The organism is Ruegeria sp. YTSC003, from assembly GCF_059609785.1.
The window spans coordinates 96,304-118,027 of the sequence record NZ_JBXWMK010000012.1; the positions used below are offsets into that span (position 1 = coordinate 96,304).

Sequence of the window (21,724 nt, forward strand, 5' to 3'; positions counted from 1 at the left end):
ATCTTCTCCTTTTTCATGGCTTAGGTGTTAACCCCGTAGGGAGAGTCGTTACGCCTGGACCTCCAAACCCGCCTGTCCACAGACGTCGAGAATGTGCTCGTAACCTTTCTTGGAGTATTCATATGGCGGTGCCTTGGCCGGGTCCTGTTCGGCCTCGACAACGATCCATCCGTTGTAACCCAAGGATTTGAGCGCATTCGCCACGGCCTGAAAATCGATACAACCATCGCCCGGCACGGTGAATGCTCCGGCGACGACCGCATCGAGAAAGCTGCGATCATTCTCCTTTACGTCCTGCACCACAGCCGGGCGGATATCTTTGAAATGCACATGATGCACGCGATCACCCCAACGGTTCAGCGTTGCCATCACATCGCCACCACCGAATAGCAGGTGACCAGTGTCAAAGCACAACTTTACTTCGGGTCCAGACCCTTCCATCAACCAGTTCACGTCATCCTCTGTCTCGATGACCGTGCCCATGTGATGATGATAGGCCATCGGCATACCCTGGTCGGCCATCCATTTAGCCAGCTCAGTGATCTTGGCGGCATAGGCCAACACTTCGTCTTTAGTCAGCCTGGGTCGGTTGTTCACCGGCGTACCCGCTTGACCCTGCACGGTGTTCGAGCATTCCGCATAGACGATGCACGGGCTGTTTAGGGCCACAAATTGTTCAACCTGTTCCCGCACAGCCTCACGTTCTGCAGCGAAATCATTGACCAGCGAGGCACCCGAGCACCACCCGCCACAGAGCGCGATGTCGCTGCCTTCCAGATAGGCACGCAACCCTTCGGTATCGCTGGGCATCCGCTGACCACGCTCCACACCGGTGTATCCGATCTCGCGCGCCTCTTTCAGCGCCTGTTCCATCGTATACGCAGCGGTCAGGTCCGGCAGGTCATCATTCTGCCAGGCGATCGGAGAAATCCCGATTTTCACGCTCATTTCGTGTTTCTTTCCTTGATCGCCAGCTCATAGGCCGCGCGTTTTTCGTTCACTTCGGGGCGGATGCTGACTTCCGGAACCGCCACTTCCCACCACGTCCCGCCGTATTCGGTCGAGGGGTACGGATCGGTGTCGATGACCACCACATAAGGCCCTTTGACATCGCCACGCTTGGCAAGCGCGTCTTCCAGTGCCGCAATCGAGCTGACCTTGACCGAGGTCGCGCCCATTGCCGCGGCGTGGGCCGCGAAATCGATGGCCGAGGGGTTCTCGTGCACAGCATGATCCAGCAGATTGTTAAACTCGGCTCCACCTGTGCCCATCTGCAGACGGTTGATACAGCCAAAGCCGCGATTGTCGGTAATGACCACGGTGAACGAGATACCCATCATCGCAGCCGAAGCCATTTCCGAGTTCGCCATCATATAGGTGCCATCGCCGGTAAAGCAGATCACATCGCGATCCGGTTGCGCCATCTTGATGCCCATCGCACCGGCAATCTCATACCCCATGCAACTGAAACCATATTCCATGTGATAGGCACCCGAACGCGGCGCTTTCCACAGCTTGTGCAGTTCTCCGGGCATGGTGCCCGCCGCGCACATGACGACAGTATCGTTGTTCGAGGCACGCTGGACCGCACCAACCACCTGCATATCGGTCGGCAGCGCATTGCCGTCGCCAGGGGCATCGGTCAGTTTGTCGACCTTGCCGTACCAATCCGCCTTAAGCGTATCTGCCACAGGATCGGCACGGTATCCTTGCAAAGCCGAACCCAGCTCCTCAAGCCCAACGCGCGCATCTGACTGCAGGGGCATCGCGCCGTGCTTTTCAGCATCATAGGCAGCGGTATTCAGGCAAATCATTTCGCGCTGTGGGTTCGAAAACAAACCCCATGAGCCGGTCGTGAAATCCTGCAAGCGCGAGCCAACGGCCAGCACCAGATCCGCTTCAGCGCAGACCGAGTTTGCCGGTTCGCCACCGGTCACGCCCACGGGTCCAAGGTTCAGTGGATGATCCCATGCCAGGGCGGATTTGCCTGCTTGTGTCTCAGTGATCGGGATATTGTGCGTTTCCACAAAACTCTGCAGCGCATCCGTCGCGCCCGAATAGTGAACTCCGCCCCCGGCCACGATGACCGGGCGCTTTGCCGCTTTGATGGCAGCGACGGCGCGGGCCAGTTCGCCTTCGTCGGGGCGAATGCGACGCTGGTACCAGACGCGGGGCTCAAAGAAGCTTTCGGGATAGTCATAGGCCTCGGCCTGAACATCCTGACAGAAGGCCAGTGTTGCCGGCCCGCAATCAGCGGGGTCTGTCATCGTGCGGAAGGCGCGCGGCAGAGCGGTTAGCAGATGCTCTGGCCTTGAGATGCGGTCGAAGTAACGGCTGACAGGTTTGAAACAGTCGTTCGCGCTGACCGTTCCGTCCCCAAAGCTCTCAATCTGCTGCAACACAGGATCAGGACCGCGCGTCGCGAAGATATCCCCGGGGATGATCAACACCGGCAACCGGTTCACATGTGCCAAGGCGGCGGCTGTCACCATGTTGGTCGCACCCGGTCCAATGGACGACGTCACCGCCATCGCACGCGTGCGCCGCATCTGCTTCGCATATGCGATAGCACAATGCGCCATCGTCTGTTCGTTATGGCCGCGATAGGTCGGCAGGCTGTCTTTTACAGCATGCAGCGCCTCACCCAGGCCAGCCACGTTGCCGTGGCCGAAAATAGCCCAGACACCTGCGACAAACGGCTCTCCGGCCTCGTTCATCTGCGCGCCCAAGTAGCGGACCAGAGCTTGCGCTGCGGTCAATCTGATAGTCTTGCCCATATTGATCCCTTTCAACTTGAGGCCACTCAGGCCAATTCGTTGAATACCAGTTTTTCGAAAGCTGGGTCTGCGCAGGATCGCGTCAGACCGTTCCGCCCAAAGACCCTTCCAGCTGGGCCAGTTCCTGACCACCTGCCATCAGGTCCTGTAGTTCTTCGGGCGAGATTTCGCCGCGTTTTGCGGTGCCCAGTGTTTGGCCACGGTTCAACACGGTAAAGCGATCGCCCACAGCCAGCGCGTGACGCACGTTGTGGCTGATGAAAACAACCCCCACACCCTGGCTGCGTACTTTGTCGATGGTCGCCAGAACGTTTGATGTCTGACGCACACCCAGTGCCGATGTCGGTTCGTCCAAAATCAGGATTTTGGCACCGAAATGCACGGCCCGTGCAATCGCAACCGTCTGACGTTCGCCCCCGGACAAAGTGCCGACGGCCTGATCTGGCCCACGCAGGTTGATGCCCATCTTGCGCATCTCTTCCATGGTGATTTCGTCGGCCAGCTTCTTATCGAAGAAGCTCATCCCAGCGACTTTGCGCGTGGGTTCGTTGCCCATGAAGAAGTTCCGGCTGACACTCATCAGCGGGATCATCGCCAAATGCTGGTGCACGGTTGCGATACCAGCTTCAATGGCATCGCGCGGGTCCTCGAAGTGCATAGGTTTGTCTTCGAAGATGATCTCACCTGCTGTCGGCTTGTGGACCCCGGACATTGTCTTGATGAAGGTCGATTTACCCGCACCATTGTCGCCTAGCAGACAGTGACACTCCCCTGGCTTCAGATCAAAGCTGACCCCAGCCAAAGCAATTACGGAACCGAAGTGCTTTTGGATGTCGATCATCTGGATGATCGGCTTTTTGTCCTGTGCATCACCGTGGTGGAATTTTGAATCTTCGGTCATCTCAGCGTTCTCCTGTGATGATGCGACGAATGTAGGTGTTCAGAATCACGGCACCCAGCAGGATCACACCCAGGAACACCCGGAACAGAGAGCTTTCGACCCCGGCAAAGAACAGCCCCTGCTGCACCACGCCAAAGATCAGCGCCCCAAGGGCCGCACCCAAAACCGAGCCGTATCCGCCGGTCAACAGCGCGCCGCCAATCACCACGGCGATGATGGCCTCGAATTCCTTCAGCAACCCGCGATCCGCACCGGCGGAACCGAATTCCATCACCTGACAGGTCGCAAAAACCGTCGCGCAGAAGGCGGTGAACATGAACATCAGAACTTTGACTCTGTTCACCGGAACGCCCGAGTTTCGCGCGGCCTCAGCGTCACCGCCAGAGGCGAAGATCCAGTTGCCAAACTTTGTTTTGGTCAGAAGCACATGGCCGAAGATGATAATCAAGATGGCCCAAATGATCAGCATCGGGATCCCATCAACCACCGGCTGACCCTCGCGCGTACCGCGTTCGAAAGTTTCTATAATGCCATTATCGCCCAGCCAGACGAAAAAGCCCTGCCCAATCTTGCCGCCAAACATCGATGCCAGCCAGTCACCTTCGGCCACATCCCGGATGCCGCCAATGATGGTCTTCCGCTCGATGGTTTGCGGCAGGAAAATGGTAAAGCCACGCAGAATGAACAGGAAGGCCAGCGTTACGATAAAACTTGGCAACCCGGTGCGCACGACGATAAAGCCGTTCAGGGCCCCAATCGAGACGCAAAGTACAAAGGTCACCATAATAGCAATCCAGACCGGCCAGCTAAGAGTAACCGAGAAAATCGCGATCATCATGCCTGCGAACCCGATCATTGAGCCGACAGAAAGGTCAAACTCGCCCGCAATCATAAGCAAACAGGCACCAACAGCGATGATCATGAACTGCGCGGAAACCACGGACCAGTTCATCACGCCCTGGCTGGTGAACATGCCGCTGTCAAAAGCGAACAGCAGGAAAAACGTGAACACCGCGACTGTGCCGACCATTCCGCCCAATTCGGGGCGTATCAGGGCCTGGCGCAGGGGTGAGATCTCTTTTACCCGCTCGTCGCCGCCGACTGTGGATTGCGCTGACTCAGCCATTGTTGCCTCCTTGGCGCGTTCGTCTGAATGCTTGCATCAGGTGGTGCGGACACACGTCATGCGTCCGCACCGTTTTGAAGGTCAGCGGTATTCGCCCGCGAACTCTTCGATCTTTTCCAACCCGTCAGCGGTCACAAAACCGGGGCCAGAGTTGATGTTGTTGCCCGGCAGAACGCCGTAACGGTGGTAGTTTGTCATCACGACAACTGGCAGGTAGGCCTGCAGGAAAGGCTGTTGGTCGATGCCCCACTGGATCACGCCGCTTTTGATGCCTTTGACGATTTCGCCACCCAGATCGAAGGTGCCGAAGTAGATGTCACCGGCCATGCCATTTTCTTCCAGTGCCAGAATGGTCGGGTCAGCCGAAGTCGGGCCAAGTGTCAAAACGGCGTCAGTGTCGGGGTTTGCCGACAGGTATGCCAGAACGCGGTTCTTGATCTCGGCCGGATCTTGTCCTGCGTCGATCATCTGCTCGCCCAGTTCGATGCCCAGACCGTCTGCAAAGCCCTGACAGCGTTCTTGGCTGGATGGCTGCACGATGTAGTGGTTCACGCACAGGAACGAGCTGATGCCATCGCCTTTGGCGCGCTGGCCAGCAGCCAATCCAGCGTCATATTCCGGCTGTCCGACATACATCAGCGCACCAACTTCGCGCGCCTTTTCCGGCGTGCCGGTGTTCATGATGATGACGTCGATACCGGAATCCACGGCGGCTTTGATCGGACCTTCCAGAATGTCCGGGTCGGCAAGCGTGGTGATGATACCATTGGGTCCCGAAGCGGCGGCTTGATCGATAATCCGCGCCATGTCGGCAAGGTCACCGGTGGGCGGGTTGCGATATTCAACCTCAACACCCATCTGATCGCCCGCCAGGGCAATACCGTTCTTGATGGTGTTCCACCAGCTGTCACTGTCCGGAGCATGGCTGACCAGAATATATTTCTCGCCTTCCGCCGCAACACCTGTGGCGCCGGCAAATGCGACTGCGCTGGCCATCAGCACACCTTTTACGATTTTTTTCATTTCCATTCCTCCCAATAGAAAATTCAATCTTGGTGCCGGGTCCGCCCGGCCATTCGGCTAAACCGAATCTCGTCTGCTCCGATCGGTGATCGGGCTTCCTTCAGTTTCCGGATATCCGATCATTTTGCAACCGGTTTCAAAAAACTTCCTCCATCGCAACGGGCCTTTCGGACTGCGCCGAGCGCGTTGCAGCTTCGGCCATCGCCAACGCCGCGACACCATCCTCAAGTGTTACCGGCACGTCCGAGCCGGACTGAATGGCGCGCGTAAACGCATCCCATTCGGCGCGATAAGCGGCCATGTAGCGTTCAAGAAAGAAGTATGTTGGCTTCGCTCCGGTCACGCCGTCGGCTGTTGATTTAACAACTGAGTTCTCAAGGACATTATGCGCCTGCAAAAGACCTTTTGAGCCTAGTAGTTCGACCCGTTGATCATACCCGTATGCTGCCCGCCGCGAGTTCTTGATCACGGCCAGACTGCCATCCGGATAAGTCATTGTTACCACAGCCGTATCCACGTCACCGGCCTGCCCTATTTCCGGATCGACGACCGAGGTTCCCACGGCTGAAATGGTGACAGGAATTTGTCCCGTCAGGTAGTTGGCCATGTCAAAATCATGGATCATCATGTCCCGGAACAACCCGCCTGATACCTTGACATAACTTACCGGAGGCGGCGCCGGATCAAACGACGTAATGGACAATAGTTCAGATTTACCGACCTCGCCCGCATCATAGGCGGCTTTCAGCGTCTGGAAATTTGGGTCGAAGCGACGGTTGAAGCCAAGCATGACCGGTTGACCAGTCGCGCCCGCGGCTTTTTGGCAAATTTTTGCTCGCTCAAGGTTCAGATCGACGGGTTTTTCGCACAGGACCGCTTTGCCGGCCTGCGTTGCCGCTTCGATCAGATCGGAATGCGTATCGGTAGGCGTTGCTATCAGAACCGCATCAATGGTGGAATCACCGATAATCTCGTCAGAGCTTTGCACCCTGGCTCCGTACTCAGCAGCCAATCCGACAGCGGCATCATTCACCGCGTCTGAAATAGCTGTCAATTCGGTTTTGGGGTGTGCCGAAATCGCTTCCGCATGCACGCGACCAATACGTCCGGCCCCCAGCAATCCGATCTTCAACATACGGTCCCCCGAATCAATTCTCAGGTGACACAATCAATATTTTTGCAACCGGTTGCAACATTTAATTTCGACCGCCCTATTCTGCCTTGAAAGGCTCAAGGCTATCTCGGAACTGTTCGATGAATTCCAGAGTCACCAGTGAAGGTTGCTTCAAAATTGGTCGAACAAGAGAAAGAGTATGCGGCAGAAATGGCTTGAACGGTCGATAGCTTAACCCGTGGGCTGCGTATTGGACGGCGTCCAGTTCGCTCACGACGGAAACGCCAACGCCTTTCACGGCCAATTCACATGCCGCCGTGAACTGCCTGACTTCAATATGGGAATTCAATTCCACGTTGGCACTTTGAAACGCTTTTGAGAGCCGTCCAAAAAAGTCGCTGTCGCGTCGCGTGTGGATAATTTTGCGGTTTACGAGGTCCGTCGGAGTAACCTCGGTGAGGTTTTCCAATTCACTTCCGGTGGCGAACACACAAACCGTCCGGACCTCGATATCCCAGCTTTCGACGGCGGGGTGACCGTTAAAGCTGTCTGTGATCCCGAAATCATACTGCTCGCCGATCATCCATTCGAGAATGCGCTCGGGTCTGTCAGGTTCAATCGTCAAAGTGACGCCGGGCCGATCTTTCAAGAATCTGGCGACAACGTCGGGCAAATGGCTGGTGGCGAAACCGGGCAGGCATGCAACACGGATATGACCCGCTTTGCGCTGTGTGATGTCCTGGCTGACGTCAGAGATCTGGCGCATAAGTTCGAGCACACGCTCGACGCTGGGCAAAAGATACCGAACCTCCTGCGTTGGCACCAACCGGCCTTCGCGACGATCGAAAAGCTGAAACCCAAGTGACTTTTCAAGATCCGAAAGCAACCTGCTGACGGCTGGCTGGCTCACCCCCAGGTCGGCCGCTGCCGCCGTGACAGAGCCGTTGGTGGTGACAGCCATAAGGGCTTCTAACTGCCGGACCCTAAGAATTTGACTCATTACCGATCCCAATCTGCCGCCCTCGCCTCATAACACTATGTTATTTTTTTATCCAGTAAATTGGGCTTGAATTATATTTCTGTAACGTTAACGTCGTGAAATCGTCATGTGTGCCGTTTACCCGTTGCGGTCGGTATTCAACGAAGCATCGAACCTGATGCATGGGAGGAATCATGAAAAAGAATTTTCTCGGCGCTCTCGCCGTAACAACTGCATTGTCCCCAGTGGCGGCAATGGCACAAACCGAGGTTCAGTTCTGGCACGCCTTTACCGGCCGCCTTGGTGAGCTTGTCAAAGCCCAAGTGGAAGAATTCAACGCCAGTCAGGACGAGTATGTCGTGGTTGAAAGCCACAAGGGCAACTACTCGGAAACCCTGAACGCAGGCATTGCTGCCTTCCGCGCCGGTGAGCAGCCGCAAATCCTGATGGTATTCGAGGTCGGCACGGCAACTATGATGTCAGCCGAAGGTGCGATCCGACCGGTCTACGAAGTGATGGCTGAAAGTGGCGCGTCTTTTGATCCCGACGCATATATCGGTGCCGTCAAAGGATACTATACGACCACTGACGGGGACATGCTTTCGCTGCCCTTCAACTCATCCACACCGGTTCTGTGGGTCAACCGCGATGCGTTCGAAGCGGCAGGCGTTGATCCAGACACGGATCTGTCCACTTGGGAAAAAGTTGGAGACGTACTTGAACAGCTCAAGGCCGGGGGCGAAGACTGCCCGCTGGTCACCGCATGGCAAAGCTGGATCCATCTTGAAAACATGTCGGCCTATCACGACGTTCCATTCGCGTCTCAGGACAACGGTTTTGCCGGTCTGGATACCGAACTGATGCTGAACGGTCCAGCGCAGGTGGCACACCTGACCGCGATGGGTGACTGGGCCAAGGATGGCAAGTTCATCTACACCGGTCGCAGAAACGAAGGTGGTGCGAACTTCCGGTCAGGCGAATGCGCATTGTTCACTGAAAGTTCGGCAGGTTACGCGGGCATCAAGGCAGAGGCCGAATTCGACTTTGACGTCCGCCCGCTGCCCTACTGGGAAGCCGTCACAAGTGAGCCGCAGAACACCATTATCGGTGGCGCATCCCTTTGGGTAATGGAAGGTCATGACCCTGAGGAGTACAAGGGCGTCGGAGAGTTTCTGAGCTTCCTGTCATCGTCTGATGTGCAGTCGGCCTGGCACCAGAACACCGGATACCTTCCGATCACGGCCGAAGCGGGTGATGCGACCCGTGCGGCAGGTTTTTATGACGAAAACCCCGGCACCGACATCGCAGTGATCCAGATGACCGCGAAAGAGCCGACCGCGAATTCCAAAGGTCTGCGTCTGGGGTCATTCGACCAGATCCGCGGTATCATCGACGAAGAGCTTGAGGCCGTCTGGGCCGGTGAGAAAACTGCTCAGGAAGCGATGGATAGCGCGAAGGAACGTGGTGACGCGCTGCTGCGCCGCTTCGAATCCGCCAATCAATAAGTCATAACTTCATGCGGGCCCTTCTCGGGCCCGCATAGTCATTCTCCAGTGGACTTTCAGGATGGAAAAACGCGTCACCTTTCGCGGCTGGCTATTGCCATTGGCGCTGATCGCCCCACAGGTCATCATTTCCGCCGTCTTCTTCTTTTATCCCGCCGGTCAGGCGGTGTGGCAGTCCCTGTTCATTCCCGACCCGTTCGGTCTGTCGTCGCAGTTTGTGGGGCTTGGCAACTTTGAGTTCCTGCTGAGCGACAAGTATTATCGCGCATCTTTCGTCACAACCGCCGTGTTTTCGACGCTTGTGACGCTCTGTTCAATGATTCCGGCGCTATTTCTGGCAGTTATCGCGGACAGGCTCATTAAAGGTTCGGGTGTTTATCGCACATTGCTGATCTGGCCCTATGCCGTGGCCCCCGCTGTGGCCGGTGTGCTTTGGCTGTTCATGTTCAATACACGCGTTGGTGTGGTGTCATGGTATCTCAGCCAGCTTGGCTATGACTGGAACCATGTCCTGAACGACACCGAAGCTATGGGGTTGGTTGTTGTCGCCTCGGCCTGGGGCCGCATCAGCTATAACTTCCTGTTCTTCTTTGCAGCGCTGCAATCCGTTCCCCGCTCGGTCATCGAAGCGGCGGCAATTGACGGCGCGCATTTCTGGCGCCGGTTCTTCACAATAGTGTTGCCGCTGCTATCTCCGACAGCCTTCTTCTTGCTGGTAGTCAACGTTGTTTACGCCTTCTTTGAAACCTTCGGCGTTATCCACACAATCACCGGCGGCGGCCCGCAACAGGCGACTACAATTCTTGTCTACAAGGTCTTCTCAGACGGGTTTGTCGGGCAAGACCTTGGCTCATCCTCGGCGCAATCGGTCATTCTGCTGATCGTGGTCGGCCTGCTGACCGTGATCCAATTCAAATACGTGGAAAAGAGGGTGCATTACTGATGGCGGCCCAACAACACGGAATGGTCGAGAAACGCGGTGCGGGCATCTGGTTGACCCATGCGTTCATGATCCTTGGCGTTTTGATAATCTTCTTCCCGATCTGGCTGGCCTTTGTGGCCTCGACCGTGACCCAGGCCGACATCGTCTCGCCGCCCATGCCCGTGGTGCCGGGTGATCAGTTCTGGGTGAACTACAAAGCGGCGCTGTTCTCAGGGGTAAACGTGCCGGTTGCGACGATGCTGTTCAACAGTCTGGTGATGGCCATTGGCATCGCGGTGGGCAAAATCATCATCTCGCTACTGTCCGCTTTTGCGATTGTCTACTTCAAGTTTCCCGGCCGCACGACGTTCTTTTGGTTGATTTTTCTGACCCTGATGCTGCCGGTCGAAGTGCGGATCGTTCCAACATTCGAGGTTGTGGCCGGGTTTGGCATGCTCAACAGTTACTACGGTCTGATCTTTCCCCTGATTGCCTCCGCCACGGCAACGTTTCTATTCCGTCAGTTCTTCCTGACCATCCCTGATGAACTGGCCGAAGCTGCCCGCGTGGATGGCGCGCGACCGATGCGGTTCTTCATCGACATTTTAGTGCCCATGAGTCGAACCAATATCGCGGCGCTGTTTGTAATCCTGTTTATCTACGGCTGGAACCAATACCTGTGGCCGCTGCTGATCACGACAGACCCTGAAATGAACACCATCGTGATGGGCATCAAACAGATGTTCCCATCGGGTGATGATTTTGCGCATTGGCCCACAATTATGGCGACCTCAATTCTGGCAATGATCCCTCCGGTCATCGTGGTGGTGTCGATGCAAAAGCTCTTTGTCCGCGGCCTTGTCGATAGCGAGAAGTAAGAAATGGCAACAGTAACACTTGAAAATGTCAAAAAAAGCTTTGGCCCGACGGATGTGATCCACGGTATTGATGTCGATATCGCAGACGGAGAGTTCATCGTGATCGTCGGCCCCTCGGGCTGCGGTAAATCCACGCTGCTGCGAATGGTGGCAGGGTTGGAAACGGTTACGTACGGGGAAATCCGGATCGGCGAGGAACGGGCCAACGACAAAGAGCCAATGGATCGGGACATCGCGATGGTGTTCCAGAACTATGCGCTCTACCCGCACATGTCCGTGCGTCAGAACATGGGTTACGGCCTGAAGATTGCCGGACTTCCCAAAGATCAGATCGATCAAAAGGTGACTGCCGCGGCCAAGCTATTGCAGTTGGAACCCTTGCTGGATCGTAAGCCCAGACAGCTGTCGGGCGGTCAACGCCAAAGGGTGGCCATGGGCCGTGCCATTGTCCGCGAACCAGCTGTCTTCCTGTTTGATGAGCCGCTCTCGAACCTCGATGCCAAGCTGCGTGTTCAGATGCGCCTGGAGATCCGAGAGCTTCAGGAAAAGCTTGGAGTCACCTCCCTGTACGTTACGCACGACCAGGTCGAGGCCATGACAATGGCGGACAGGATGATCGTGATGAATGGCGGTATCGCCGAGCAGATTGGAACGCCACTGGAAGTTTACGAAACACCCAGAACTCTGTTCGCAGCGCAGTTTATTGGCAGCCCTGCGATGAATGTGTTTGATGCCCGACGTGAAAACGGGATGGTCAAGATCGGAGAAATTGAGATCGGTGCATCCCAGGGGCCTGATATCGAGGTAAAATTGGGCATGCGGCCAGAGCATCTGTTGTTGGATGAAAACGGTCCGCTGGAAGCTACGATTCAGATTGCGGAACCGTTGGGGGCAAACACACTATTGCATGGCCAACTCATAGGCACTGGCAGCGCGATTACGATAAGCCTTCCGGGTGTCCACCCAATCGAAGGCCAGCATCCGAACATGCGGTTTTCGATCGCCTCAGAGAATATGCACCTGTTTGACCATTCAACCGGTGAAAGGCTGCAAAACTGATGACGTTTCCACAGGTTGAAGCCTTTCGTGGCGGTGAAAACCTGATCCGGGTTGTGGGTCATCGCGGCGCACGCGGCGTTCTGCCTGAAAACAGCATGATCGGCTTTGACTTTTCGCTGTCCATCGGCGTCCCGCTCCTGGAATTTGACGTCGTGCTTACGGCAGATGACGTTCCGGTCATAACCCACAACCACCGACTGCACGCACCGACATTTCGTGACGCCAATGGTCGATTTTTGGTGGGAGAAGAGCCAAAGGTTTCCTCGTTGACCGTCGAACAGATTCAGCAATTCGACATCGGGCGGTTGGACGGGCATTCGGCTTATGGTCGTCGCTTTCCAGACCAGGCCCAAATGGATGGTGTTCGTGTTCCAACGCTGATGAACCTGCTGGAATTGGTCGATGACCCAAAATACAGCGATGCCTGTCTGATGCTCGAACTAAAGTCAGATCCCGATCTGGCCCATGATACGCCCTACAGAGAGAATTTTGTCGGGCGGGTTCTTCAAGACGTTCGCGCCAAGAAATTGTCATCGCGTGCGGTTCTGCACAGTTTTGACTGGACTCTATTGGAAGAATGTCAGCGACAGGCCCCCGATATGCCGTCTTCGTACCTGACGCAGCTTCCAGAGAACGCAGCCGATGTGGGCGAGGACTCATCAAAAACAGTTTGTCCGGACTTTCGTGGCCGTCGCGATGAAATTCCAAAGTTGGTCAAGGAAGCGGGTGGTGGGCTTTGGTGCCCGTACTTTGCAGATGTGACCGCAGAAAATGTTGATCATGCAAAATCGTTGGGCCTGTGTGTTGCAGTGTGGACAGTCAACGAACCCGACGACATAGACAGGATGATCAATCTTGGTGTGGATTCAATCGTGTCGGATTATCCCGGACGAGTTCAAAGACATCTTTCGGATTTCGGCATCAGGTGGAATACCGCGCGATAGGACAGCCAGAATTTGCATGAATGCAAAGGGCACTGTCCTGTCCGGACTTTAAAAGCCGGGTGTCCAATCCTCTCCCCAGACCTCACGCCATAGGAAAGATCGGGGCGAGTTCGATTTGACATGCCCCACATTCCAAAGGGCCCATTTCGGATCCGAATATGGCCCCCACTGCTGATCCAACCGAGCACAAAGCTCTTTCACAACAGACGCATATTCCGGATCATCTGCCATGTTCACACGTTCATCAGGGTCATTCGCCAAATCAAAGAGCGTATGTCCAAATCCAAAAGAGGTGGGCTAAAAGCGGCGCATGAAGTTCCATCGGCAGGTTCGGGTCGAGCGAATTTCCTCCTGCTCCATGAAAATCTCATCGGCCCAATCCGCCGTATCCTGTTCAAGCAGAGGCCGCATCGTACGCGCGTGGCTTTCTCTCGCTCCAATGGTTTAGCGCCTGTGTAATCAAGCATCGTGGCAATGATGTCCGTTGCCCCAACCAGATGATCGCAAACCTGTCCACGGCGCGGCGCGTGCTGTGATTTGATGATCATCGGGATGTGGCTGGCCTCGCAATGCGTATTTGACGGCCGGCTATCTTCGCCATGACCCCAAAAGCCATGTTCGCCTGAAGCCATGCCATGATCGGACATATAGATCACCACGTATCGTCGGTTTGGCTATGCACCTCAGACGGACCTGTTCGGGTGCCTTTGACGTATAGCAAGGAAGATTTCAGACCCGAGACCTAAAGGCATAGCTCATATGCGCACATGGCCCGCAAAGGTCAGCTCAAATGCTTCTAAACAGATACGTCATTGTTCCGAACGCAACCGCATCTTGTGATGGGCGGCAATGCGGCGGGATACATCTGTCGGATTGCCACAGGGATCAATTGCGCCAACTCTTGCGAAGTAACCGCGATCCACATCCGCAAGCGTATCGCAATACACCCGTAGCGATGAAGGCCGTTCAGAAAACGCCAACACCTGTTCGATACGTCCAAGCAGGTTCTTCCGGTCCGTCGCAGGTTCAGCCGGGTTCGCGGCACCGCATTTGAAATGTACCGAGGCTTGCAGACACCGTGCCGATGTAACCGCATTGATCTCGGCCAAGCCCGACGGCACATCCTGATCAGAACCAAGCCGGAAAACAGCCCCCGATATCCCCTTGTCCCGATGGGCGGCCAATGTGTCCAGCATACCGGTATCAGATGCGGAAAAACCGTGATTGATCACATGGTAGTACACTGATCCAGCTGCCAGATCATCTTTGGACCTCATCCGGGACAGATAAATCGGCAGCCCTGTGAACGCCTGCGCAACCGAAATTGCAGGTAGACAGTCTTCATACTTATCCCAATCGATGGTGATCTCCCAACCCGTAAGGACTCCGTACAACGATTGGGCCAACCCAACATCGGCCTCCGTCGGGGCACCAAAGCTGAACAAGGTCGGGCGGACACCCAAACCGTGCAGCGCCCGCAGCCTGTCGACGCGATCGGGGCGTCGGATGTCGGACATGGGTATTCTGATATCGCGGACACCCATCTCAATCAGGGCCAGCAGCGGATAGTCATTTCGGGCCAATTTGCGGTCAAACTCATCCAATCCGCCGGACGGGGCGATTTCGCTGATTTCAGCCCAGTTGGCCCGCAGGTCGAAACCGATGGATGGACGCTTGTTTTCCAATGGGGTTGGCCCTGCCGGACATGCCAGTGCAGCCTCTTGTTCGGCCCCCTGCTCTGCCCCCTGCGTTCTGACGATCTGAACCGTATGCCCATTTTCGTAGATATTGACGACAAAGTAGCCAAGCTTTCCCCGGTCATCCCGACCATACTCGGTACCTTCCGGCGGCGCAGCGCGCAGCATTTCACTGTAGTCCTGCCGCACGAAACTGGTTGCGGGCGCAAGGTAATAGTCAGTCCCCAACACGCGGTCATACCAGAAGTTGTGGGCATGACCGCAGAACATCAGATCCACTTTGTGTGTCTTGAGCAATCCAAGCAGCCACTCTCGGCCCGGAGGATCTGTGTTGTCGTAATGCGGAGACTCATCTGGCGTGCAGATATAGGCCGGGTGATGATAGGCTAAGACAATGCGCCCAGTTGTCTGTTTCAAAGTGGTCTCAACCCATTGGCGTTGCTCTGCTTCCTCGGGCAGGCCCGAATTGAGCAGTTGGGCATTGAACATCACAAATGTGATGCCCTTATGGACAATGCTTTGGTATTGCGGCCCGAACTCCTGCGTCCAGGCCGCGATCATCGGCGGCGTGGTCGGGGCGGCAGGGGCACCCGAGACGGGTGTATCCCCGATATCGTGGTTTCCCGGTGTGAAATAGATCGGCACCGAAAGCTCCGAGGCTATCCTGCGAAATGCGTCGGCGGCCTGACTGTATATCGGTCCGGATTCGGGAACGGGGTGCACCAGATCACCCAGATGCAGAACAAAGTCGATGTCACGTTGGTTGAGGTCGGACACCACGTGCCGGAACCTGCGATTCGCGCGCGCGTTTACAGGGAAGGGTGAATTGCAGCTGTCTTCATCGACATTGACATGTGTATCGGAGATCACGGCGAACGAAAAAACCCGCTCGCCGAGATGTGTATTTTGTGGAATGGCCATCGCTCAGCCGCCCGTGGTCAAGACTGACGCCTTGCCAGTGCGTGCCGCCTCGATCCGACTGCGGATCAGGACAAATACCGACAGTGCAGTCAGACCCCAGAAGACAATACAGATCGCATTGCGGAAGAAGATCGTCGGATCACCATCAGAGATCAAAAGCGATTGTCGGAAGTTGTCTTCAAGCAACGGCCCCAGCACAAAGGCGATAAGGAAAGGTGCCACTGGAACATCCAGCTTAAGCATCAAATAACCGACCAGCCCCATCGACAGCATGATGAAGACATCAAACAGTGTGTTGTTCACCGCATAGGCACCGTAGACGCACAGTACGAAAACGATGGGGTACAGGATTCTGTTCGGCACCGTTGCGACCCGGCTGAAGAACTTGATCGCGACTTTGCCGACCACAAACAAATAGGCCGAGCTGAGCAGGATGCCCATGAACAAGGCGTAGATCATTGGCAGGTTCTGGTCGAACATCAGCGGACCAGGGCGCAAGCCGTGGATCATGAAAGCACCCAGAATAACCGCCGTAATCACATCGCCCGGGACACCCAGAGCAAGCAACGGGATCATGGTTGCACCGGCAACCCCGTTGTTGCCCGCCTCAGCGGCGGCAATGCCCTCGATTTCACCCTTACCGAAGTTTTCCGGGTTCTTCGAGTTCCGGCGCGCCTCGGAATAGGACAGAAACGCTGCTGGCGCACCCCCGATCCCGGGAATTGCACCCAGGATAACGCCAAAGATACTGCCGCGCACAACGGACTTCAGCACGCGCTTGAACTCGGCAAAAGTCGCGCCTGTGCCCAATTCCTGCTTAGACGCTCCGGGCGGTCGGGCACGTCGCGTCGCACGGTCAATGATTTCGGGCAAGGCAAAGAGCCCGATCAGAACCGGTATAAAACTTAGGCCGCTCATTAGGCGATAGTCGCCAAAGACAAAGCGTTCCGTGCCATAGATCAGATCCAGACCGACTGTCGCCAAGATCAGGCCAAGCGACGCGGATACGATGCCTTTTGACAGGCTGGGACCGGATACACCGGCGATGATGGTCAGCGAGAAGACAATCAGCGTGAAGAATTCTGGCGGACCAAACCGCAGCGCGAAGCTGGCCAGAACGCCAGCAAACAGGATCAGCGCAATGTTCGAGATCAGATCCGCCACACAGGACGAATACAGGGCAATGTCCAGTGCCTTACGTGCTTGCCCTTTCTGTGTCAGCGGATAGCCATCCAAAACGGTACAGGATGCCGCCGGCGTCCCCGGCGTCTTGATCAGGATCGCGGTCAGAGAGCCACCATAAAGGCCGCCTTTGTAAACACCCAGCAACAGCAAGATGCCCGCCACCGGAGGCATGCTGAACGTAAATGGCAGCGCCAGCGCCACGCCCATCGGCGTGGTCATGCCGGGGATTGCCCCGATCACTGTCCCAATCGCAACACCGATGCCTACGACAAGAATGTTTTGAAGGCTGAAGAAAATCGAAAAGGCTTCGAGAATGATATCCATAGGTTACGACTCCTTTTCACCCAAACATGCCAAGCGGAATTGGAACGTTGGCGACATAGCGAAAGAACAGATACAGCAACACCGGCACCCCGATGCTCAGACAGGCGATCATTACGTATTTGCGTTCGCCAAAAAACAGCATCATCGCGGCAATCAGAAACACCGATGTCACCACCATGCCAAGGGTCGTCAGGCTGAAATAAAAGCCGAACAGGACGACGATCATAACAAGTGTGCGCAACACCGCCGGGAGTGTGGCCAACTTGTATTGCGCTGCCGCCTCGGCATCTTCCTCATCATCAGCCGGGGGCTGTTGCAGAAAAATGCTTTCCAATATTAGGGCCACTGATGCGAGCACTGCCCCCCAGGCGATTATTCTTGGCCAGAAATCCGGAGACAACGCCGATATCTTCACGCTTCCCGGCACCGCAACGCCTTTTGGAATAAACAAGAATATCGCCGCAAGCCCCACCGCGCAAAAAATGACCCCGGCCAAAAGGTCTCTGCTTTTGGTGAATTGCATTTCGTTTCCTCCCTGGATGGCCGTCATCTGCAAAGTCCGCAAAGACACACCACCTTTGACTTTCGCCTCCGCGTTGACGTCCGGAATCGCACCTCACCCAAACCCTCCGACGGTATGATGCGTTTCACTAAATAGTTGCCAACGGTAAGTAAATAACATATGGTTTTGATAAGGGCAATAAAAAAAACACGTCCAAACAAACCTAGTTAAGGGAGGTAACCTTATGGTTTTTTTAAATAAAATAGCTGCAGCCGCCGGATTCGCTGTGGCGCTTACCGCATCTGCGGCGATGGCGGAGTATCCATCCAAACCCGTCACGCTGGTTGTTCCATACGGCCCAGGCGGCGCAGCTGATCTGGCGGCCCGCATCATCGGCGCCGAGGCCCCGGAATACCTTGGCGGCAATGTGCTTGTGGTTAACCAGGCCGGTGCCGGTGGCGTCACCGGCTCAACCATGGTGGCCAAGGGGAACCCTGATGGGCACACTCTGCTGATGTCACGCGTTGGCTCGCAGGCTACGGTGCCCGCCATGAACACCACCATTCCCTACACGTGGGACGAGTTCACCTTTTTGGGGCTGGTGGAGACCAACCCCTTTGTGATCGCAGTTGGCGCGGATTCCGAATACCAGTCCTTCGAAGATCTGGCCAACGCGATCCAAAGCGGTGAACGTCTGACCTATTCCTCCGCTGGTGTCGGAACATTGCTGCACATGGCTGTTTTGATCCTGTTGGATGATCTGGGCGTCGATCCCGAGGCGTTGATCCACGTGCCCTTCAAAGGGGGCGGCGCAGCAACCACAGGTGTTGTCAGCGGAAATGCCGACTTCATCTTCCACAACCTCTCAGGTCTGATCGGTCCGATCGAAAGTGGTCAGCTTCGCCCCCTGCTGACCAGCACGACCGAACGCGTACCATCTCTGCCCGACACGCCGACCGCCGCAGAAGCCGGTCACCCGGCGCTTGAAGCGGTGGTAGGCTGGTCCGGCGTCTGGGGCCCGAAAGACATGCCGCAGGAAGCTGCGGACAAGTGGGTCGCAGTTCTGGAAAACCTGTCCACCGATGAAAGCTGGATCGCATCCACAGAAAAGCTGGGCTCAATCCCGCAGGTCATGTCACCAGAGGACACCAAGATCTTTGTCGAAGCCCAGTATAACAAATTCCGCGAAGTGGCGGATAAGTTGGGAATGGTTGTGCGCTAACGGCACCCCGGTAACCGATGAAGACAAAATGGGCCTCTCGGTTAAGCCGGGGGGCCTTTTTTCTCGTAGAGTTTTCGCTCGGGGATGCGCCGAATGACGACCACAATCATTCAGGCAATTTTGCCGTTGTGGGGCTACCTGATCGTCGGCTACCTGCTGCGTCGGGCCATCCCACGATCACAGGTTTTCTGGCGCTGGCTGAATCAGATAAGTTATCTGGTGCTGTTGCCGCTGACCATCTTCGCCCTGCTTGTCAGGGCTGGAGCGCTGGCCGCCTTATCGCTCAAGCTGGGCTTGGTTCTATTTGCTGCCTATCTGATCCTGTTCACGGCGCTTGCCCTGTCTTATTTGCGCATTTCCGCTCTGCGCCAACATACCGATGCCTATAGCAGCATGGTGCAGACTGCCACCCGACTGAACGTACCTGCTGGGGTGTTGCTCACTACCACTCTGGTCGGAGCATCAGCGGATGCGGCCGTGGGAACGATCATTATCGCAACCGTACCTCTGATCAATTTCGCTAATGTTCTGATTATTATGATCTGCCATCGGCCGCCACATTCCTCGGTCCTGACCATCGCGCGCATGACCGCGTTCAACCCGCTGGTCATCGCCTGCACCGCGGGGCTCGGGTGTCTTTTATTCGGCGTTGACCTTCTGGCAGCCCCGGCCGAGCTACTAACCATCATCGCCCAGATCGGACCCCCAGCAATGCTAGTGGGGATCGGGGCATCACTGGACGGGCTACGAATACAAGGGCAAATGCGCTTTGTTGTGGCCGCAAATATAGCCAAGCTGCTCGCACTGCCGATGTTGGTTCTGGCATTCGGGTGGATGGTGGCATTGGGACCACTGCACTTGTTAATTGCCGTGATCTTTGCCGCCCTGCCAACCGCACCCAACGGCCTTGTGCTGGCGCTGCAGTTTGGCGGGGACATCCGGACCTATTCCGCAGCCCTGCTGTGGCAGACAGTGGCGGCAATCGCAACGCTACCATTCTGGATCTGGCTTGCCGCTGCTGCCTGAAGACAAAAAAGCGGCCCGCGCAAACGGGCCGCAGACACAAAGCCCAGCTAGGATCAGACCAGATCAGGCTTTGCCGGAGGAACATAAGGAAGCCGCGCCTTTGCTTTGGTATCAGCGGCACCCGCGTTTCGAATATAACGGTTGTCATCGTCGGCCCGAACGATGTTGACCCAGGTCGGACTGCCACCGGTGGCGCGATGAATCATCAGGCGGCGCTGCTGATCCAGTGCGATTTCCTTGGACAGTGCCTCTGGGTCCCAATTGTGCATTGCGATTTCACGCAGCTCGGCCAAGGCTTCGGCATGGGCAGGATCGTCGATCAGATTGTTCAACTCATTGGGGTCGGCATCGATATCATAAAGCAGCTCATCCACGCCTTCGAGATACATGTATTTCAGCGGCCCTTTCTTCACCATACGACTGACACCAGTCGACCCATCGGCAGCGAATTCAGAGATACAGATGTCATCCATCCCGGAGGTATCGCCGTTCAGCGCGGGCACCAGCGATTCACCGTCAATACCGCCACCCGCATAATCATCGAACGGTTTTCCTGCAGCCAGATCCAGCAACGTGGGCATCAGATCGATCAGCGAAGCATTCTGCTTTACACGCCCCGGCTTGAAACGGTTGGGCGCATGGACAACGAACGGTATCTTTGCCGCCCACTCAAAGAAATGCTGTTTGTACCACATGCCACGCTCACCCATCATGTCGCCGTGATCAGCGGTCAAGATGATAATCGTGTTGTCGGCCAGCCCACATTTCTCAATCGTCTCGCGCAGCTGAGCCACCTTGTCGTCGACATATGAAATCATGCCGTAATAGCCATGCCGCGCGATCCTGCGGTTTTCCGGGGTTACCGTGAATTCGTGGCGGCCCTGACAATAATGAAGGTTCCGGCTTAGGTGATCTTTCCCATCCAACGGAATCTCATCGACCGCCGGATATTCGATCTCATCGTGGTCGTAACGGTCCCAATAATCCTGAGAGATGACGTAAGGAGAATGCGGTTCCGTAAAGGAAACGGTCAGATACCAAGGCTTACCGTCACCCTTGCGTGCCAAATCGTAAATCGCCTGCACGCCGTTGTAAGCGACCTCGTCATCGTAATCCATCTGCATGGTCCGGATCGCAGGGCCGCTTTCAAGGATCGGTGCCATGGTCAGGTTAGTCGGGCGATATTCGCGCCCTTTTGTCCAGTCGACTGTCCAGGCAAAGTTTGCAGGATAGATCTCGGTCGTGTGCCGCTTTTCGTAGCCATGAAACTGATCGGCGCCAACAAAGTGCATCTTACCACTCATTTCAACGTGATATCCTAGGGACCGCAGGTAATGCGCAAATGTGGGAATCGATGACTGGAACTCGCTGGCATTGTCATACATGCGAATATTAAACGGCAATCGTCCCGCATGCATCGATGCACGCGAAGGTCCGCACATGGGCAAATTGCAATAAAAGTTTTCGAAAACAACACCCTCTTCGGCCAGACGCGCCATATGCGGGGCCTTTACGGTTTTGTTTCCCTGAAAAGGCATGGCCGGTCCGGCCATCTGATCCGCCTGGATAAACAAAATGTTCGGTTGTTCAGTTGCCATTGTCTTGCCTCGTTCAGCTTT

General features: G+C 55.8%; 19 protein-coding genes and 1 pseudogene. 7 read left to right on the forward strand and 13 right to left on the reverse strand.

Features of this window, described 5'->3' with window-relative positions:
- Positions 1-48 precede the first annotated feature (48 nt).
- The 7 genes from iolE to AC2FFH_RS19355 all read right to left on the reverse strand — a co-directional run bounded on the left by iolE (position 49) and on the right by AC2FFH_RS19355 (position 7,941).
- The gene (gene iolE / locus AC2FFH_RS19325) at positions 49-948 is read right to left on the reverse strand and encodes a myo-inosose-2 dehydratase (protein ID WP_496845113.1); all 900 of its coding nucleotides are present in this window, start codon (positions 946-948) and stop codon (positions 49-51) included.
- Positions 945-2,777 carry a 3D-(3,5/4)-trihydroxycyclohexane-1,2-dione acylhydrolase (decyclizing) gene (gene iolD / locus AC2FFH_RS19330; protein ID WP_496845114.1) on the reverse strand — a complete coding sequence of 611 codons (1,833 nt, stop codon included), beginning with the start codon at positions 2,775-2,777 and terminating at the stop codon, positions 945-947. The genes iolE and iolD overlap by 4 nt, the downstream gene beginning before the upstream one ends.
- Before the next feature lie 82 nt (positions 2,778-2,859).
- Positions 2,860-3,678, reverse strand: a complete 819-nt coding sequence (locus tag AC2FFH_RS19335) for an ATP-binding cassette domain-containing protein (RefSeq protein WP_496769223.1) — start codon at positions 3,676-3,678, stop codon at positions 2,860-2,862.
- A gap of 1 nt (position 3,679) precedes the next feature.
- Complete coding sequence (locus AC2FFH_RS19340; RefSeq protein WP_496845115.1) at positions 3,680-4,804, reverse strand: ABC transporter permease; 1,125 nt, start codon at positions 4,802-4,804, stop codon at positions 3,680-3,682.
- A gap of 81 nt (positions 4,805-4,885) precedes the next feature.
- Entirely contained in the window at positions 4,886-5,827 is a 942-nt protein-coding gene (locus AC2FFH_RS19345; protein ID WP_058277254.1) for a sugar ABC transporter substrate-binding protein, read from the reverse strand.
- A gap of 136 nt (positions 5,828-5,963) precedes the next feature.
- On the reverse strand, positions 5,964-6,962 hold the full coding sequence (iolG, locus tag AC2FFH_RS19350; RefSeq protein WP_496845116.1) for an inositol 2-dehydrogenase: 999 nt from the start codon (positions 6,960-6,962) through the stop codon (positions 5,964-5,966).
- 76 nt (positions 6,963-7,038) lie between these two features.
- Positions 7,039-7,941: a LysR substrate-binding domain-containing protein gene (locus tag AC2FFH_RS19355; RefSeq protein WP_496845117.1), complete on the reverse strand. Its 903-nt coding sequence runs from the start codon at positions 7,939-7,941 to the stop codon at positions 7,039-7,041.
- Positions 7,942-8,114: 173 nt separating this feature from the next.
- Between AC2FFH_RS19355 and ugpB the strand changes: the two genes are divergently transcribed.
- The 5 genes from ugpB to AC2FFH_RS19380 all read left to right on the forward strand — a co-directional run bounded on the left by ugpB (position 8,115) and on the right by AC2FFH_RS19380 (position 13,228).
- Positions 8,115-9,425 (forward strand): sn-glycerol-3-phosphate ABC transporter substrate-binding protein UgpB, encoded by a 1,311-nt coding sequence (gene ugpB / locus AC2FFH_RS19360; protein ID WP_058277255.1) that lies wholly within the window; start codon positions 8,115-8,117, stop codon positions 9,423-9,425.
- Between the two features lie 61 nt (positions 9,426-9,486).
- A complete protein-coding gene (gene ugpA, locus AC2FFH_RS19365; RefSeq protein ID WP_170415890.1) occupies positions 9,487-10,368 on the forward strand; it encodes a sn-glycerol-3-phosphate ABC transporter permease UgpA in 882 nt (293 codons plus the stop codon).
- Positions 10,369-10,388: 20 nt separating this feature from the next.
- Positions 10,389-11,225: a sn-glycerol-3-phosphate ABC transporter permease UgpE gene (gene ugpE, locus AC2FFH_RS19370; protein WP_496769325.1), complete on the forward strand. Its 837-nt coding sequence runs from the start codon at positions 10,389-10,391 to the stop codon at positions 11,223-11,225.
- Positions 11,226-11,228: 3 nt separating this feature from the next.
- Entirely contained in the window at positions 11,229-12,284 is a 1,056-nt protein-coding gene (gene ugpC / locus AC2FFH_RS19375; protein ID WP_496769216.1) for a sn-glycerol-3-phosphate ABC transporter ATP-binding protein UgpC, read from the forward strand.
- A complete protein-coding gene (locus AC2FFH_RS19380) occupies positions 12,284-13,228 on the forward strand; it encodes a glycerophosphodiester phosphodiesterase family protein (RefSeq protein WP_496769214.1) in 945 nt (314 codons plus the stop codon). The genes ugpC and AC2FFH_RS19380 overlap by 1 nt, the downstream gene beginning before the upstream one ends.
- 48 nt (positions 13,229-13,276) lie before the next feature.
- On the opposite strand, the gene AC2FFH_RS19385 is transcribed toward AC2FFH_RS19380, so the two are convergent.
- The 5 genes and pseudogenes from AC2FFH_RS19385 to AC2FFH_RS19405 all read right to left on the reverse strand — a co-directional run bounded on the left by AC2FFH_RS19385 (position 13,277) and on the right by AC2FFH_RS19405 (position 17,878).
- Positions 13,277-13,459: a hypothetical protein gene (locus AC2FFH_RS19385; protein ID WP_496845118.1), complete on the reverse strand. Its 183-nt coding sequence runs from the start codon at positions 13,457-13,459 to the stop codon at positions 13,277-13,279.
- Positions 13,460-13,686: 227 nt separating this feature from the next.
- Positions 13,687-13,887, reverse strand: a pseudogene (locus tag AC2FFH_RS19390) (sulfatase-like hydrolase/transferase); the annotation flags it as partial.
- A gap of 150 nt (positions 13,888-14,037) precedes the next feature.
- Positions 14,038-15,846, reverse strand: coding sequence for a metallophosphoesterase family protein (locus AC2FFH_RS19395; protein ID WP_496845119.1), 1,809 nt, complete (start codon positions 15,844-15,846; stop codon positions 14,038-14,040).
- Positions 15,847-15,849: 3 nt separating this feature from the next.
- Positions 15,850-17,355 (reverse strand): tripartite tricarboxylate transporter permease, encoded by a 1,506-nt coding sequence (locus tag AC2FFH_RS19400; RefSeq protein WP_496723089.1) that lies wholly within the window; start codon positions 17,353-17,355, stop codon positions 15,850-15,852.
- A 16-nt stretch (positions 17,356-17,371) separates the two neighbouring features.
- On the reverse strand, positions 17,372-17,878 hold the full coding sequence (locus AC2FFH_RS19405) for a tripartite tricarboxylate transporter TctB family protein (RefSeq protein WP_496845120.1): 507 nt from the start codon (positions 17,876-17,878) through the stop codon (positions 17,372-17,374).
- A gap of 223 nt (positions 17,879-18,101) precedes the next feature.
- Here AC2FFH_RS19405 and AC2FFH_RS19410 point away from each other — a divergent pair, with 223 nt between their 5' ends.
- Together AC2FFH_RS19410 and AC2FFH_RS19415 are read left to right on the forward strand one after the other, a co-directional pair.
- A complete protein-coding gene (locus AC2FFH_RS19410; protein WP_496769208.1) occupies positions 18,102-19,079 on the forward strand; it encodes a Bug family tripartite tricarboxylate transporter substrate binding protein in 978 nt (325 codons plus the stop codon).
- 93 nt (positions 19,080-19,172) lie between these two features.
- Entirely contained in the window at positions 19,173-20,105 is a 933-nt protein-coding gene (locus AC2FFH_RS19415; RefSeq protein ID WP_496845121.1) for an AEC family transporter, read from the forward strand.
- A 53-nt stretch (positions 20,106-20,158) separates the two neighbouring features.
- Here the strand turns inward: AC2FFH_RS19415 and betC are convergent, their stop codons facing one another.
- Positions 20,159-21,703: a choline-sulfatase gene (gene betC, locus AC2FFH_RS19420; RefSeq protein WP_496845122.1), complete on the reverse strand. Its 1,545-nt coding sequence runs from the start codon at positions 21,701-21,703 to the stop codon at positions 20,159-20,161.
- Positions 21,704-21,724: the final 21 nt, after the last annotated feature.